Raw genomic sequence first — 15093 nt, forward strand, 5'->3', positions numbered from 1 at the left:
GGTCGGCAACGATGCGGAAAAAGGAATGTGTAGCTATGCTGCTTGCAGGGGGCGAAGGCAGACGGTTGGGCGTTTTGACAAGCAGATTGGCGAAGCCTGCGGTTCATTTTGGAGGCAAATACCGCATAATCGATTTTACGCTAAGCAACTGCACCAACTCCGGAATCGACACGGTCGGGGTGCTTACACAGTACCAGCCGTTAGTGCTGAACACGTATATCGGCATCGGCGCGCCATGGGATCTTGACCGTAAAAACGGCGGCGTGACCGTGCTGCCTCCTTATATGGAACAAAAAGGCGGGGACTGGTACAGCGGTACAGCCAACGCGATTTTCCGCAACGTGTCGTTCATCGAGCAGTACGACCCGGAGTACGTGCTTGTCATTTCCGGGGATCATATATACAAGATGGATTACGATCGGATGCTCGACTTTCATAAAAGCAGGGGAGCCGACGCGACGATTGCCGTCATCGGAGTCAAATGGGAGGAAGCAAGCCGGTTCGGTATTATGAGCACGGATGACGAGGACCGGATAACGGAATTTGCGGAAAAACCGAAAGAACCGAAAAGCAACCTGGCCTCAATGGGAATTTACATCTTCAATTGGAAAACGCTCAAGGAATTTTTGACGAAGGACGAGAACAATCCGAATTCCAGCAAAGATTTCGGCAAAGATATTATTCCGCTCATGCTGGAGGAAAACAAGCGGATGATGGCCTATCCGTTCAAAGGGTACTGGAAAGATGTCGGGACGATCGAAAGCTTGTGGGAAGCGAACATGGACCTGCTGGAAAACGATCCCGCCTTTAACTTGAACGACCGGGAGTGGCGCATTTATTCCGTCAATCCGTGTCAGCCCGGACAGTACATCGCGCCAACCGCTCAAATTCGCCGTTCGCTCGTCAACGAAGGCTGCAGCGTTTTCGGCGAGGTGGATCATTCGGTGCTGTTCTACGGCGTATCGGTCGGGGAGGGCAGCTCGATCAAAGATTCGGTCATTATGCCGAATGTGCAAATCGGAAGCAATGTGAAAATTTTTAAAGCGATCATCGGCGAAGGGACAGTCATTGAAGACGGCTGCGTGATCGGCGAGCCCGAGCAGCCGAACATCATATTAATCGGCAGCAATGAGCATATCAGTCTGGCAACGATGGCCAACTTGAAGGGGTGAGCTCGTATGAAACGAATGATGGGCGTTATTAATTTGGTGAATGAGCCGGATGATTTGGAAGAGCTGACCTATTCCCGCTGCGTGGCATCGGTCCCGTTCGGCGCGCGCTACCGGCTGATCGATTTTTCGCTTTCGAACATGGTAAATTCGGGGATTGACAATGTGGCGGTTTTCACCCAGCATAAATACCGGTCGTTGATGGACCATTTGGGCTCGGGCAAGGAATGGGATCTGGACCGCAAGCGCGGAGGACTGTTTATTTTGCCGGCGATTCTGAATGAAACGACCGGCATGTCGCGGGGCGATTTGTTCCAATTTTACAGCCACCGCGATTATTTTTACCGCGCCCGCGAGGAGTATGTGATCATTTCGCGCAGCCATATCGTATGCAATATCGATTTCAACGCCGTGCTGAACTATCATTTGGAGCAGAACGCCGATATCACCGTCGTGTACAAACGAGCGGACGACGAGGAGTTCGCCAAATTCCGCCGGCTGGCTGTAAAGGACGACGGTCAAATTACAGTCATGGAGGATCATTCCGGGCGGCTGCGCACCGACAACATTTCGCTGGAAATGTATGTCATGAGCAAGGAGCTGCTGCTGGATATGGTCGAATCTTGCCTGGCGCAGGGATATGATCATCTTGTGCGCGACGGCATTATGAAAAATATCGGCAAGCTCGGCGTTTACGGCTACTTGCACGAAGGCCATACCGGCATCGTCAATACGATTCAGAGCTATTACAAGCACAGCATGCAGCTGTTGAACCCGAAAGTATGGCGGGAGCTGTTTTTTCAAAAAGAGCTCATCTATACGAAGATCAAAGACGAACCGCCGGCCAAATATATGGAAAATTCGAGCGCTCGCAATGCGCTGATCGCCAACGGCTGCGTCATTGAGGGCAAGGTGGAGAACAGCATCTTGTTTCGCGGCGTCAAAATCCGCAAAGGCGCTTATGTGAAAAACAGCATCATTTTGCAAAACTGCGAAATCGAAGAGAACGTCATTATTGAAAATGCCATTTTGGATAAGGACGTATTTATAAGCAGAGGCCGGGTGCTTACGGGCGACAAGCAGGCGCCATTCATCGCCTCCAAAACAAAGGTGATTTGACCGGGCGGATTTTATTCGGATTTTGCGGATGCAATGCCGCAGAGATGAAAGGAGTGGCGGGACTTATGAAAATATTGTTTGCCGCATCGGAAGCCGTTCCTTTTGTAAAAACGGGCGGGTTGGCCGACGTCATCGGCTCGCTGCCGAAGGAGCTGGCCGGTCAGGGACTTGATGTCCGGGTCATTCTTCCGAAGTATGAGGATATTCCGGCGCGCTTTACCGAGCAGATGGAAACGATCGCCACGTTCACGGTTCGCATGGGCTGGCGGCAGCAGTACTGCGGTATATTGAAGCTGGTGCACGAAGGGATTCCGTTTTATTTTATCGACAACGAAATGTATTACCGGAGAAAAGGCTGCTACGGCTACGGAGACGACGCGGAGCGGTTCGCGTTTTATTGTTTGGCCGTGCTGGAGGCGCTGCCGCATATCGGATTCATGCCGGATGTGATCCACTGCCACGACTGGCAGGCGGGCATGATTCCCGTGCTCTATCGGGTGCATTATAGCTGGCGGGACGATTACGCAGAATTGAAAACGATGATGACCGTCCACAATTTAAAATATCAGGGCGTGTTTGGTCAGGAGCAGTTCCGGGATTTCTTTTCGTTGGGAGACGAGCATTTCGGAGGCTACGCGCTGGAGTTTTCCGGCGGCGCCAGCTTTATGAAAGGCGGACTGTTGTACTCTGACCTCATCACGACCGTGAGCCCGACGTACGCCGAGGAAATTCAGACGCCTTACTACGGCGAGCATATGGACGGCCTCCTTCGCAGTCAGAAGGATCGACTATACGGCATCGTCAACGGGATCGATTACAATGAATTGAATCCGCTGACCGATCCGCATCTGGAGGTCAACTACAGCGATTCGGCTGACTTGAAGCGCCGGAACAAGGTAAAGCTGCAGGAGAGGCTCGGTCTTCCCGTCAACCGGAACGCTCCGATGATCGCGCTGGTTACGAGGCTCGTCGATCAAAAAGGATTTCCGCTTATCGAACGCGTCATCGAAGAACTGTTGTCGCTCGATGCGCAATGGGTCATTCTCGGAACGGGCGAGCCTCGTTACGAGCAGCTGTTCCGCTGGGCGGCGGACCGTTTTCCGGCCAAGCTGTCGGCCAATATTACGTTCGACGAAGCGTTGGCGCGGCAAATTTACGCAGGCTCGGATTTGTTCCTGATGCCGTCGCAGTTCGAGCCTTGCGGCATCGGCCAGCTGATCGCGATGCGTTACTTGTCCGTCCCAATCGTCAGGGAAACGGGCGGCTTGAAGGATACGGTGTTTGCCTATAACGAAGCGACAGGGAAGGGCACCGGCTTCAGCTTCGCCCATTACAACGCCCACGACATGCTGCATACGGTGGAGCGGGCGGTCCGCCTGTACAACGACCCGGTCGTATGGAAGCGGCTGTGGGCCAATATATTGGCCCAAGATTTCAGCTGGCGCCAATCGGCCGAGCAGTATGCGGCGTTGTATGAGCAGCTGGCGTATTTCCCGGCTGCCGGAGATCGCGAATGAGCCCCTTGTATGCACTGACCGATCTGGACGGCACGCTGCTGCAGCCGGACGCCACGCTGTCCGCTATGACCAAGGACGCAATCACGCGGCTTCTGGAGCAGGGGCATGTCATCAGCTACGCAACGGCGAGAAGCTATACAAGCTCCAGGAAAGCGGCCGGTTCCATTCCATGGCGGCATCCGCTTGTGCTGTACAACGGGGCGCTGCTGTACGATCCCGTGGCCGGCAAGAGGCTGGGCGGAGCTTTTCTCGACAGCCGTCTGACCAATGAGCTGATCGGCCTGGGCCGCACCTGCGGGCACTGCCCGCTGCTGTTCGCGCTGGACGAGCATGACCGGGAGCGCGTGCTGCATGAGAAGCTCGAGCTTGGCGGCTATCGGCAGTTCGCAGCGAGCCGGCCGAACGATCCTCGCTTTCGCGAGCTGCCGGAGCTGAGCTGCCCGGAGACTGCGCAGACGATGATCATCACCTATATCGGACATCATGACGAGCTTGCCGGGCTGCGGGAACGGGTAAGCCGCGATTACGAAGGCCGGGTGCATCTGCATTTTATGCAGGATACCTATATTGCCGACCATTATTTTTTGGAGATCAGCCATCCCAAGGCGAATAAAAGGGACGGCTTGATCGCCTGGGCGCAGTGTGTCGGCTGCCGTCCGGAGGAGACGATTGCGTTCGGGGATAATCTGAACGATATCGGCCTGCTGGAGGCGGCGGGAATCAAGGTAGCCGTCGGCAACGCCCAGCCTGCGCTGAAGAAAGCGGCCGATTATGTGATCGGGGCCAATACGGAGGACGGCGTTGCGAAGCATTTGCTGCAGCTGAGCGCCTCCCGGGCGTAGCAGACGGCAAAGAGGACGGGTTCTTCGGTAACCCGTCCTCTTTGCCGTGCCTTTTGCAATCCGTTACAGCCCGTTTGCCGCGAGTCGTCTGTTCGCCTCCTATAAACGATTAATGAAAAAAACCTTCACCGTCGTGGAAGGGGGCAGCTCAGCAAGAGCGTCAATGTATGATAAAGACTCGACATGCTAATCCGGATGGTTCAAATCCAAATCATCGTAATACATCGTCTCGTTGTTCAACGCGCGATTAATCGACAAAAATGCGTGGATCAGCTCGAACAACCCGGACTGAGTCAGCTCCAGCGAAACGGAATTGCCGCTATTATCGCTGCTGAATACGTTAAAAAGGATCGATTTGCGGTCCGTGTCGGCTTGAAGCTCCCACTGCTCGTTTTTTAAGATCGTTTCCCACATCGGCTTTCACCGCTCCTTCTCTCTTTTGATCAGGCTCCCCCGAAAAAGTTGTACGCGATGTTAAGTATATGCGGGACTTGGCCATTTAGTACCCGGTTTTGCAAAAAGGCGTTCGGCCCATCGCGCAAGAAATTGAAGGAATGGACGGCTATAGCCAATTTTTCCTGCTGCGCTGCAAAGCGTTATGGTAAGCTGGTTATACGGCTTTATATATTTATAAAGAAGGAGCTGCTAAAGTGGAACGGCTGGAACAGAAACTGGATTGGATCATTGAAGCGGACATCATGGCGCTGCAGGCGGCAATGGAGGCGGGCTCTGTAACGTCGGAGGAAATCGTCCGGTATTATATGACACGGATTCGGAACTGCGATCAATCGATCAATTCGATCCTGGAAATCAACCCGGACGCTGTACATATAGCAAGGGCATTGGATAAGGAACGACTGGAACAAGGGTGCCGGGGCATGCTCCACGGCATTCCCGTTTTGCTGAAAGATAATATCGATACCGGAGACCGCATGCATACGAGCGCCGGGTCTGTCGCATTGGCCGATTCCTTCGCGGCGTCGGATTCGTTCGTCGCAGCCAGGCTGCGTTCGGCCGGCGCGGTGCTGCTCGGGAAGACGAATATGACGGAATGGTCCAATTTCATGTCCGGCAGCATGCCTGCGGGGTACAGCTCACGGGGAGGACTTGTGTTAAACCCGTACGGTCCCGGCGAGCTGTTCGTCAGCGGGTCGAGCTCCGGCTCGGCCGCCGCTGTGGCCGCAAATATGGGAGCGGCAGCGATCGGGACGGAAACGGCTGGCTCCATCGTAGGTCCCGCCTGCCAAAATAATGTCGTCGGCATCAAGCCTACCGTCGGTTTAGTCAGCCGATCCGGTGTTATTCCGATATCTTACAGTCAGGACACGCCCGGCCCTATAGCGAGAACCGTAACGGACGCAGCGATCCTCCTGGGAGCCTTAACCGGTGTCGACGATAACGATCCGGCTACGCTGCGGAGCGTGAATCGAGCATTCGCCGATTATACGCCATTTTTGGATGCGGGGTTTCTGCGACATGCCCGTATCGGCATTCCGAGACATTATTATCGCCATTTGGACCCGGAAAGACTCGCCATCATGGAAACGGCCATCGCGGCCTTGAAGGACGCGGGCGCAACGATTATAGACCCTGTCGCGGTGCGCGTCGAGCCAAGCAATTGGAATAACGATATCATTGCCTATGAATTCAAAAAAGGCTTGAACCGATACTTGTCCCGGTTGGCGGATTCCGTCCCGGTTCATTCTTTGCAGGAGCTGATTGCGTACAATAGCTTGCATGCGGAGACCGCACTGCGATACGGGCAAGATACGTTGATCCGTTCGCAGGAAACGACGCTGACCGGGGAAGCCTATCGCCGAAAGAAAGAGGAAGCTTGGCGGGCGGCGGTTCCGGAAGGGCTCGATGCCGTAATGGACCGCGAACGATTGGACGCGCTTATGCTGCCGGGCGATGTGGACGGCATGTATGCAGCCGCGCGCTTGGGCTATCCGCTCATCGCCGTTCCGGCGGGGTATTGCTCGAAAGGGACTGTCGACGCCGACGGCGATTGTACGAAAGGCCCCTTCGGCGCAGTTTTTTCCGGCAAAGCGTTCAGCGAGCCGGTACTGATCAAAATTGCGTACGGATTTGAACAGGCGACCCGCCATCGATTTCCGCCGCTTATTTAAGCCGCTTGCATCAATTAAGGAAGCCTGTTCAAAAATAATTTGACAGAACGGCCGCTTCCTTACTAAACTATGAATACCTAGTAATTCAAGGAGGATACTGCATGTTTATACAAGATCAACCCTATTTGGTCCCCGAGGTTCATGACGATTTGAAAGTAATTTTGCTGGGCACAGGTACGCCACGCAGTTTTTACGGCCGGTCGAAACCGGGTGCTATCGTGCTGGCAGGCTCCAAAGCGTTTCTGGTCGATTGCGGGGCAGGCGCGGTCGATCGGATGATCCAGGCGGGCGTTATGCCGCAGCGCATATCCGATGTGCTGTTCACCCATCATCATAGCGACCATAATTCAGGTTTTTTCGATGTTTTTATTAGCAGCTGGCGGACGCATGTGAATGGGGATCGGGTGTTTGAAGGACGAAAGGTGCCGATGAGCGTGTACGGGCCGACGACAACGAAAAGCATTATCGGTAAAATGCACGAATCATTCGAATTCGACATCAATTTGCGTGTCAGCTACAACAAATCGACGGATGCCGGGGCGCATATCGAATACCATGAGAGCAATGAAGGTGTTGTATACGACCGGAATGGCATTAAAATTACGGCTTTTGAGGTCGACCACAGACCGGTCGCGCCGGCCCTTGCCTATAAATTCGAATATAACGGCAAAGCGCTTGTTATATCGGGCGATACGATCCCGGTTGACAATATGGTCAAGTACAGCAAAGGGATCGATCTGCTGATCCATGAAGCCTATAACAAGCCGTGGCTCGACGCGCTTATCGAGAAATTTCCGGAGCAGACGGTCGGGCTGTCCAATCCCGCCAAATATCATACGACGACGCTGGAAGCGGCGGAAATTGCGAAAAAAGCGGGAGTCAAGCATTTGGTGCTGACGCATCATATTCCGGCTCCCCAGGCGACCGACGAGGCGGAAGCGGCCTACATGCAAGGTATGAGTGACATATACGATGGAAAAATTACGATGGCCCGCGATCTGATGGAATTTGAACTGGGGACCGGCAAGTAACCGTCGCGAACTGCCGAAGGCCGATGCATCATTCGGATACGATAGAGCCTCCTGAAGCCACGTTGTGGCGACGGAGGCTTTTTTGCATGCCTGTCCAATGATCCGGATAACCTACAAGCCTGTTGTCCGGATAGCGGATCCGCTATGACCGGAGCAACGAATCGGCTGGATGTGCAAATCGGCGAACGCAATTTTGATGTGGATAAAAACTGATGGATTCTGCGAACGGTCGGCGGCAATTGTTCAGCAATTCCGTTAAGCGAAACTGCATGCTGAATGCGCTCCATGCCGCTTGGCGTACTTCTCAATCGCTTGTCCGATAATGCCGCAAGGCGGCTGCAGAAAGACTGCTCTTGATATGAGGGCGGTCTTTTGTGCGTACAAAACCTGCAGGAGATACATTACCTGGCTTGCTTGTCTGGACGGATTCGTTGCGGCGGCCGTTTACAGTCCCGGGAAACTGATGTAATCTAGTGGTATCGGAAGGCGGCGATAAGTTTGAATTTTATACCGGCTATGCTGCGCTATTTGTCTTCCAATAAGCTTTTGTGCGGCATCTTTGTTCTAAGCATTTTCGTGGAAGTCGCCTATACGGTAGCGGCTCCATTGAGCCTTAAATATTTGGTGGACGAGGCGTTCGGCCCTAAAAATTTCCAAGTATTCGTGATCATTTTAATTATTTTGATCTGCGGCGGTCTGCTCAACATCTGCGCGAGCGCAATCGGTGATTACTCACTCGGCAAGCTGAGCGGCGAAGTCATTCGTAAGCTGAGAACCGAGCTGTTTATTCATTTGCAAAAGCAGTCGCTGCCATTCTATCAACGGTACAGAGTCGGCGATCTGGTAATGCGGTTTGCCGCGGATATGACCGCAATGGAACGGGTGATCCGTCTATCGTGCCCGCTCTTTTTGAAGGAATCGTTAAGCGCGGTGCTGGGGCTTTTCATGCTGTTTACAATCGAATGGAAGCTTACGCTGGCCGTTATTGCCGGCTCCGCGTTGATGTTTGTCGGGCCCAAGCTGCTTCAAGGGCGTGCGGAAACCGCAAATGTCAGGTATAAAGAAGCTCAGGAGCAATTTTCCAATACGATCGACGAGATGGTCAAAGGTCATAAAACGATTAAAGGCTTGCATATGCAGCAGCGGTTCATGGTTCGGGCCCGGAAACAAATCCACGAGCTGTTTTCGTTCGGGCTGAGCATGCATGTAACGAACGCTTTGATGGAGCGGCTGCCGCTCACCGCGCTGCTTATTTTAAACGGAATCATGATCGGCTTCGGCGGTTACTTGATTTTTCATGACGAAATGACGGTCGGCGGCTTTATGGCATTTTTTACTTTGTTTATAAGCGTCGGTCAATCCGCCACCAATTTGTCGTTCCTCATTCCGAATCTGATTGATTCCTCGATCAGCTTCAATCGCGTCAGAGACATTTTCGACCAACGGCCCGACGTTCCGGAAGCGGCCAACCCTGCCGAGCTCCCGGCTGTCATTCGCTCTATCCGGATGGAGCGGGTTACGTTTGGCTACACCGACGATGCCGATCAATTGCGGGACGTCAGTTTGCACATTGCGGCGGGGAGCTATGTCGCGTTCGTCGGTCCGAGCGGTTCAGGCAAAAGCACAGCGCTGCAGCTGCTCGCCCGTTTCTACGATCCGAAGCAAGGCTCGGTTGCGATCGACCATTACGACCTGTCGAATGTAAGTGAAGCTTCCTTGAGGAAAGCATGCACGCTGGTCACCCAGGATACGTTTCTGTTCAATGCGTCGATCCGTGACAATCTGATGCCGGAGGGCGAAGACATCACGGAGGCGGAAATGGTAGAAGCGGCGAGGCAGGCGAACATTCATGACATCATCGCGGGCTGGCCCGATGGCTATGAGACGATGATCTACCACGAAGGGGGATCGTTATCGGGCGGCGAGCGCCAGCGCATTTCGTTAGCGAGGGCGCTGCTGAGAAAACCGCAGCTGCTGCTGCTTGACGAGGTGACATCGGCGCTGGACCCTGCAACGGAAGCCGATATCAACCGGCTCATTCAGCGGATTCGCGGCCGGCAGACGATAATTTCCGTCACCCACCGGTTAGATTCGGTCGTGAACGCCGATACAATTCATGTGTTCCACGAGGGCCGCATTGTCGAATCGGGTACGCATCAGGAGCTCATGAAGCTCGATGGGCTGTACAGAAGCCTGTGGGAAAAGCAACACGGGTTTCATCTGTCCCGTGACGGGCTTCACGCGACGGTGGAGGTCGAGCGGCTGGCCAAGCTGCCATTTTTCGCCGGGATCGAGCCGGAGCTTCTCCGGGATATCGCCACGCTGTTTACTACGGAGATGTGCAAAGAGGGCGATGCCGTTGTTCGTGAGGGCGAGGAAGGCAGCAAATTTTATATTATTGTGCGCGGAAGGTTCGAAGTGCTGAAATGGATTCCGGGCGCCGGGGAGAAACGGGTGGCAATTCTGCAGGACGGCGATCATTTCGGCGAAATCGCACTGCTCAAGGATGTTCCGCGAAACGCTACGGTTCAAGCGACAGGGCCTTCGGTGCTGCTGTCCGTAAGACGAGAATCGTTTCATAAGTTGATTGCAGCTTATCCGCAAATTTTATCCGCGCTGGAAAGTACGCTGCTGCAGCGTATTTGAACGGTCAGGTTCGACGAGGCGGGAGGGAGGCGGCCATGGCATCCATTGCAAGCGCTGCGTCAGCGATGAAGATTTGGCCAATTTCAGTTTATTTTTTCTTAAGCACAAACCGCGATCTGCACCCATCTTTGGAACGATTGATACAGTTACCCTGATTTACCGATTACGACTTTATCGGGTTAAGACCCCTACCTCTAAGGTGGGCCTTGAATCAGGTGGGGTAGAGCCCCCATCTGATTCCCCGATGTTCAGCAAAGCTGAACGAGTTCACTTGTGCGCGACAGAAGGCCATCTGATTTCAAATACGGATGCTGAAAACAGGGTCATCGCAGCAGGCGCCTATTACCATGGTACCCGGGAGCAGCAATTCCAGGATAAAGAGATCGCATATGTCGATATCGAAAGAGCGTTCGACTTGTCAAGCTGGGATAATATTGGAAAGAACAGGCGGAGATCTGATGATCCGGCCTGTTCTTTCTTTTCCTGATCCGAATGAAAAACGTGTCCATTTTACTTATGTTCGGGCTCGTCAGGCAGCAGGAAGTCGAAATCGCAGCCTTTGTCTGCCTGCAGTACATGCTCCTGATACAGCCTCGTGTACCCCCGGCCTGTAATTTTAAGCGGCGTCCATTCGCTCCGCCTTCTGGCCAATTCCTCCTCGGACACCAGCAGCTGCAAGGAACGGCGCTCGACATCCAGCTCGATTTCATCTCCCGTGCGCACAAGCGCAATCATGCCGCCGACCGCGGCTTCCGGCGTGACATGGAGCACGACCGTGCCGAATGCCGTTCCGCTCATCCGCGCATCGGAAATCCGGACCATATCGCGGACCCCTTGCTTCAACAGCTTCTCGGGGATCGGCAGCATGCCTGCCTCCGGCATCCCCGGGGCTCCTACAGGTCCGGCATTTTGCAGGACGAGTATATCTTCCGGAGCCACCTGCAGCTCCGGGTCGTTGATGCGCGCCTCCAGATCGGACACTGAGGTGAAGACGACCGCCTTCCCGCGATGCGAGAGCAGCGACCTGGAAGCGGCCTTCGTCTTGATGACGGCTCCGTTGGGGGCGAGATTGCCATGCAGAATGGCGATGCCGCCCTCCTGGTGAAGCGGATCGCCGTACGGACGAATAATATCGCGGTACGTTTCCGATATGGTTACGCTTTGCAGCGATTCGCCGATCGTCCGGCCGGTAATGGTCAGTTCCTCCAGATGCAGCAGGGGAGCAAGCTCCTTCAGCACGGCCGGAGCGCCGCCTGCGCGGAACAAATCCTCCATCTGGTATGTTCCCGCCGGTCTGAGATTAGCCAAGAATGGGGTGGTTCGGCTTAATTCGTCGAACAGGCGGATCGGCAGTTCGATGCCGAGCCGTCCGGCGATGGCGGTAAGATGGATGACGGCGTTGGACGAGCCGCCGACGGCCATGAGCAGCCGGATCGCGTTCTCGAAGCTGCGCCGGGTCAATAGTTTGGACGGCTTCAGGCCCTGTCTTACGGCTTCGACAATTTGCTTGCCGGTCTCCTGAGCTGCCGCGAGCCGCTTATTATGGGTAGCCGGTATGGCGGCCGCGCCCGGAAGCATCAATCCCAACGCTTCGGAACAGACGGCCATAGTGCTGGCGCTGCCCATGACCATGCAGTGACCGGCTGTCGGGGCTAGCGCCTCGTTGATTTTGATCAGCTCTTCCTCGCTAACGCTGCCGCCACGGTATTCCTGCCAAAAATAGCGGCAATCGGAGCAAGCGCCGAGCGTTCGCCCTTCGTATTCGCCGTTGGCCATCGGGCCTCCGGTGAATAGGATGGCCGGAATGTCCGCGCTGGCGGCGCCCATCAATTGCGCCGGCGTCACTTTATCGCAGCCGCCCATCAATACGACGCCGTCGATCGGCTGGGCGCGGATCATTTCTTCCGTATCCATGGCCGCCAGGTTGCGGTAAAGCATCGTTGTCGGACTCGTATTGATTTCTCCCAGAGAAATGGTAGGAAATTCCAATGGCAATCCGCCTGCCATAATGACCCCGCGTTTGATCGCCTCGATCAGCGGGCCGATGTGAGCATGGCAGCGGTTTATTTCACTGAACGTATTGCAAATGCCGATAATCGGCTTGTCGAAATCTTCCTCGTTGTACCCCAAGTGGCGATTGAAGGCTCTGCGCAGAAATTGGCTGAAGCCCCGGTCGCCATACGATGTATACGATTTACCCATGGATACGAACCTCCGTTTCAAATAGCTTCAATTCCTCAACTCCAAAATATGTTGACAATCGAACCTCTCGAACAAGATTATCTCTTACACCTCGCTGACCGGGGAAGGTCTGACGATTGCCTTAATAAGCGAAGCATCGCGGTTCTCGATTTGGAGCAAAGCGGTTTCGAATTCGTTTAATCCGTACTCATGCGTAATAATTTCGCGGACCGGAATTTTTCCCTGCTCGACCATCGCAACGGCTTGACGCCATACATTCGGACTGGAGACTGAACCATATATTTCCAAATCTTTGCGGATGATCATATTGGCTTCGATCTGCGGCTTGCGTTCAAATATGCCGACAAGGCAAATTCTTGCCCCCGGCGCTGTCATCTTCAGCAGGCTTTCGAAGGCGGCCGCGCTGCCCGACGCTTCGATAATTGCGTTGAACATCGTGCCGTTCGTAGCTTGCATAGCTTTCGATCTATAATCGTCGATAGATAGATCGATCGTATGGTCGGCCCCCAGCCTGCGGCCCGCCTCCAGCCGGTTGGCCCGCAAATCGACCAAGGTTACGGAGCTTGCACCGAACGCTTTGGCCACAGCGACGGTAAGCAGTCCGATCGGGCCTGCCCCGACGACCAGCACGTGATCGGCCGGAGTCACGCGCAACTTCTCGATGCTCCGGTATGCCACAGCCGTCGGTTCGATCAGGCACGCTTCTTCGAAGGAAAGATCCGGCGAGAAAGGGTGGAGCGCATAGCTTGGCACGACGATATATTCGGCCGCGGCGCCGTTCCGTCCAAAGACGCCGTTCTCCGTACGCTGCGGGCATATGTTGTAATTGCCCTTGCGGCAGCTGGGGCATGTGCCGCAAGGAATCGTGACCTCGCCGACGACCCGTTCTCCGACGGTAAATCCGGATACGGCTTCTCCGATTGCAGCTACTTCACCGGACCATTCGTGGCCGGGTATGATCGGGAACTTCACCCGATGATTTTGCAGCCCCTGATATAAATGCAGGTCGGTTGCGCAAACCCCGACACAGCGGACACGCACGAGCACCTCGCTGCGGCCGCAGACCGGAATTTCGGAGGCGCGGACCTGAATGACGCGTTCCTTGTCGACCATGACAGCCAACATTTCATTTGGGGACATGTGACAAACTTCCTTTCGCAAGTAAATGCCTTGAGGCATCTGCAAGTATGCCTCTGCGGCTACAGCTTTTGTTCGTAGGAATAAAAGAGATGATAAATCACGTCGCAGGCTGCCCCGATGGAGGCTGCCAGCTTGCCGAAGCGGCTTGGCACGATTTCAATCCTTGTGGAATGATAGAAGTAGCATCGTTCCGACAAGCTGCGCCGGATCGGATTCAATATCCATTTGTCGGCGTTCGCCATAGCGCCGCGGATAATAATGATCTCGGGATTGAACGTATTGACGACATTGGCCAAACCGACGCCGAGGTATTCCCCGACTTCCGCTAATGCGGTAATTGCCGCATGATCGCCCTGGTCGGCTAAAGCGATAATTTCGTCAACGGATGGCAAAGCTTCCGCCCCCGTCGTTTTCATAAAATTGCGGCGGAGCGCTTGCGGCGACGCATACAGCTCCCAGCATCCCCGGTTGCCGCAGTTGCAGCGCGGACCTTCCATATTGATGGTCATATGGCCCATTTCCCCGGCATACCCATCCTGACCGCGGAATACTTTCCCATCGATTAATATGCCGATCCCGATACCCCGGTTGGTAACGCTGAGCAAAATTTGCTGGTTTCGCCCCTTGCCCGCTCCAAACGCAGATTCGCCTATAACCGAAGTATTGCAGTCGTTGTCGACAAACGTTCGGATGCCGGTGTAGCTTTCGACAAGCCGTTTCAGCGGGACGTCCCGCAGTCCGGCATTAGGGGCCGAGACCATGGTGCCGCTTTTGTGATTGACGATGCCAACCGCGCCTATTCCAATGCCGATGATGCCGAGCGGCGACTCCGGCGCCTCGGAACGGATCTCGTCAATAGCCGCATACAGCTGTTCGATGATCTCCTTTTCATTGGTGGTGATCGAGTACGTTTTTTCCCGGTATACGGCAGCGTTCAGGTTAACGAGTATAACCGTCATAAAACCGACATTCAGCTCAATGCCGATCACGCAGCCGGCATCGGGATTAAAGTTGACCAGCGTAGGCCGACGGCCGCGCTTGGATTTGACCTCGCCGACTTCAATGGCGTATTGCTTGACCATCAGCTCTTCGACCATAGAGGATACGGTAGCTTTGTTCAGCCTGGATATTTTGGCAATATCGACTCTGGAGATCGGTCCGTGTTCCCGTATGATGTTCATGACCAGCATCAGATTAATCTGTTTGATAAGGTCGGCATCACCGGTCATATGGCGTTTCAGCATAGAGGCCCCCTGTGTAAATGTTGTTCATTATTATATAGTTTATCACATAAACTA

The 15093-nt window shown here is 54.3% G+C and carries 11 protein-coding genes; 7 read left to right on the forward strand and 4 right to left on the reverse strand.

Features of this window, described 5'->3' with window-relative positions:
- Nucleotides 1-11 precede the first annotated feature (11 nt).
- The 4 genes from E1757_RS06025 (at nt 12) to E1757_RS06040 (ending at nt 4647) form a co-directional block, all read left to right on the forward strand.
- The gene (locus E1757_RS06025) at nt 12-1172 is read left to right on the forward strand and encodes a glucose-1-phosphate adenylyltransferase (protein WP_133225947.1); all 1161 of its coding nucleotides are present in this window, start codon (nt 12-14) and stop codon (nt 1170-1172) included.
- A gap of 6 nt (nt 1173-1178) precedes the next feature.
- Nucleotides 1179-2288 carry a glucose-1-phosphate adenylyltransferase subunit GlgD gene (gene glgD / locus E1757_RS06030; RefSeq protein ID WP_181956616.1) on the forward strand — a complete coding sequence of 370 codons (1110 nt, stop codon included), beginning with the start codon at nt 1179-1181 and terminating at the stop codon, nt 2286-2288.
- A 65-nt stretch (nt 2289-2353) separates the two neighbouring features.
- The gene (gene glgA, locus E1757_RS06035) at nt 2354-3805 is read left to right on the forward strand and encodes a glycogen synthase GlgA (RefSeq protein ID WP_133225948.1); all 1452 of its coding nucleotides are present in this window, start codon (nt 2354-2356) and stop codon (nt 3803-3805) included.
- On the forward strand, nt 3802-4647 hold the full coding sequence (locus E1757_RS06040; protein ID WP_133225949.1) for an HAD hydrolase family protein: 846 nt from the start codon (nt 3802-3804) through the stop codon (nt 4645-4647). The genes glgA and E1757_RS06040 overlap by 4 nt, the downstream gene beginning before the upstream one ends.
- 186 nt (nt 4648-4833) lie before the next feature.
- Here E1757_RS06040 and E1757_RS06045 read toward each other — a convergent pair whose 3' ends face one another.
- Nucleotides 4834-5061 carry a hypothetical protein gene (locus tag E1757_RS06045; protein ID WP_133225950.1) on the reverse strand — a complete coding sequence of 76 codons (228 nt, stop codon included), beginning with the start codon at nt 5059-5061 and terminating at the stop codon, nt 4834-4836.
- Between the two features lie 236 nt (nt 5062-5297).
- Between E1757_RS06045 and E1757_RS06050 the strand changes: the two genes are divergently transcribed.
- The 3 genes from E1757_RS06050 (at nt 5298) to E1757_RS06060 (ending at nt 10453) form a co-directional block, all read left to right on the forward strand.
- The gene (locus E1757_RS06050) at nt 5298-6776 is read left to right on the forward strand and encodes an amidase family protein (RefSeq protein ID WP_425464821.1); all 1479 of its coding nucleotides are present in this window, start codon (nt 5298-5300) and stop codon (nt 6774-6776) included.
- 101 nt (nt 6777-6877) lie between these two features.
- Nucleotides 6878-7807: an MBL fold metallo-hydrolase gene (locus E1757_RS06055; protein ID WP_133225951.1), complete on the forward strand. Its 930-nt coding sequence runs from the start codon at nt 6878-6880 to the stop codon at nt 7805-7807.
- 498 nt (nt 7808-8305) lie between these two features.
- Nucleotides 8306-10453 carry an ABC transporter transmembrane domain-containing protein gene (locus E1757_RS06060; RefSeq protein ID WP_133225952.1) on the forward strand — a complete coding sequence of 716 codons (2148 nt, stop codon included), beginning with the start codon at nt 8306-8308 and terminating at the stop codon, nt 10451-10453.
- Between the two features lie 510 nt (nt 10454-10963).
- On the opposite strand, the gene E1757_RS06065 is transcribed toward E1757_RS06060, so the two are convergent.
- The 3 genes from E1757_RS06065 to E1757_RS06075 all read right to left on the reverse strand — a co-directional run bounded on the left by E1757_RS06065 (nt 10964) and on the right by E1757_RS06075 (nt 15039).
- Nucleotides 10964-12655: an IlvD/Edd family dehydratase gene (locus E1757_RS06065; RefSeq protein WP_133225953.1), complete on the reverse strand. Its 1692-nt coding sequence runs from the start codon at nt 12653-12655 to the stop codon at nt 10964-10966.
- Nucleotides 12656-12739: 84 nt separating this feature from the next.
- Nucleotides 12740-13795: a zinc-dependent alcohol dehydrogenase gene (locus tag E1757_RS06070; RefSeq protein WP_165971974.1), complete on the reverse strand. Its 1056-nt coding sequence runs from the start codon at nt 13793-13795 to the stop codon at nt 12740-12742.
- Between the two features lie 59 nt (nt 13796-13854).
- Nucleotides 13855-15039 carry an ROK family transcriptional regulator gene (locus E1757_RS06075; RefSeq protein ID WP_133225955.1) on the reverse strand — a complete coding sequence of 395 codons (1185 nt, stop codon included), beginning with the start codon at nt 15037-15039 and terminating at the stop codon, nt 13855-13857.
- Between the last annotated feature and the right edge of the window lie 54 nt (nt 15040-15093).

The sequence above is a fragment of the Paenibacillus piri genome, from assembly GCF_004354045.1.
Taxonomy (GTDB): Bacteria; Bacillota; Bacilli; order Paenibacillales; family NBRC-103111; genus Paenibacillus_S; species Paenibacillus_S piri.

Excerpts from the sequence above, each read along its gene's own strand:
- glgD (WP_181956616.1), top strand. The coding sequence starts at position 1,179 with ATGAAACGAATGATGGGCGTTATTAATTTGGTGAATGAGCCGGATGAT.
- E1757_RS06065 (WP_133225953.1), bottom strand. The coding sequence starts at position 12,655 with ATGGGTAAATCGTATACATCGTATGGCGACCGGGGCTTCAGCCAATTT.
- E1757_RS06040 (WP_133225949.1), top strand. The coding sequence starts at position 3,802 with ATGAGCCCCTTGTATGCACTGACCGATCTGGACGGCACGCTGCTGCAG.
- E1757_RS06070 (WP_165971974.1), bottom strand. The coding sequence starts at position 13,795 with ATGTCCCCAAATGAAATGTTGGCTGTCATGGTCGACAAGGAACGCGTC.
- glgA (WP_133225948.1), top strand. The coding sequence starts at position 2,354 with ATGAAAATATTGTTTGCCGCATCGGAAGCCGTTCCTTTTGTAAAAACG.
- E1757_RS06025 (WP_133225947.1), top strand. The coding sequence starts at position 12 with ATGCGGAAAAAGGAATGTGTAGCTATGCTGCTTGCAGGGGGCGAAGGC.
- E1757_RS06055 (WP_133225951.1), top strand. The coding sequence starts at position 6,878 with ATGTTTATACAAGATCAACCCTATTTGGTCCCCGAGGTTCATGACGAT.
- E1757_RS06045 (WP_133225950.1), bottom strand. The coding sequence starts at position 5,061 with ATGTGGGAAACGATCTTAAAAAACGAGCAGTGGGAGCTTCAAGCCGAC.
- E1757_RS06075 (WP_133225955.1), bottom strand. The coding sequence starts at position 15,039 with ATGCTGAAACGCCATATGACCGGTGATGCCGACCTTATCAAACAGATT.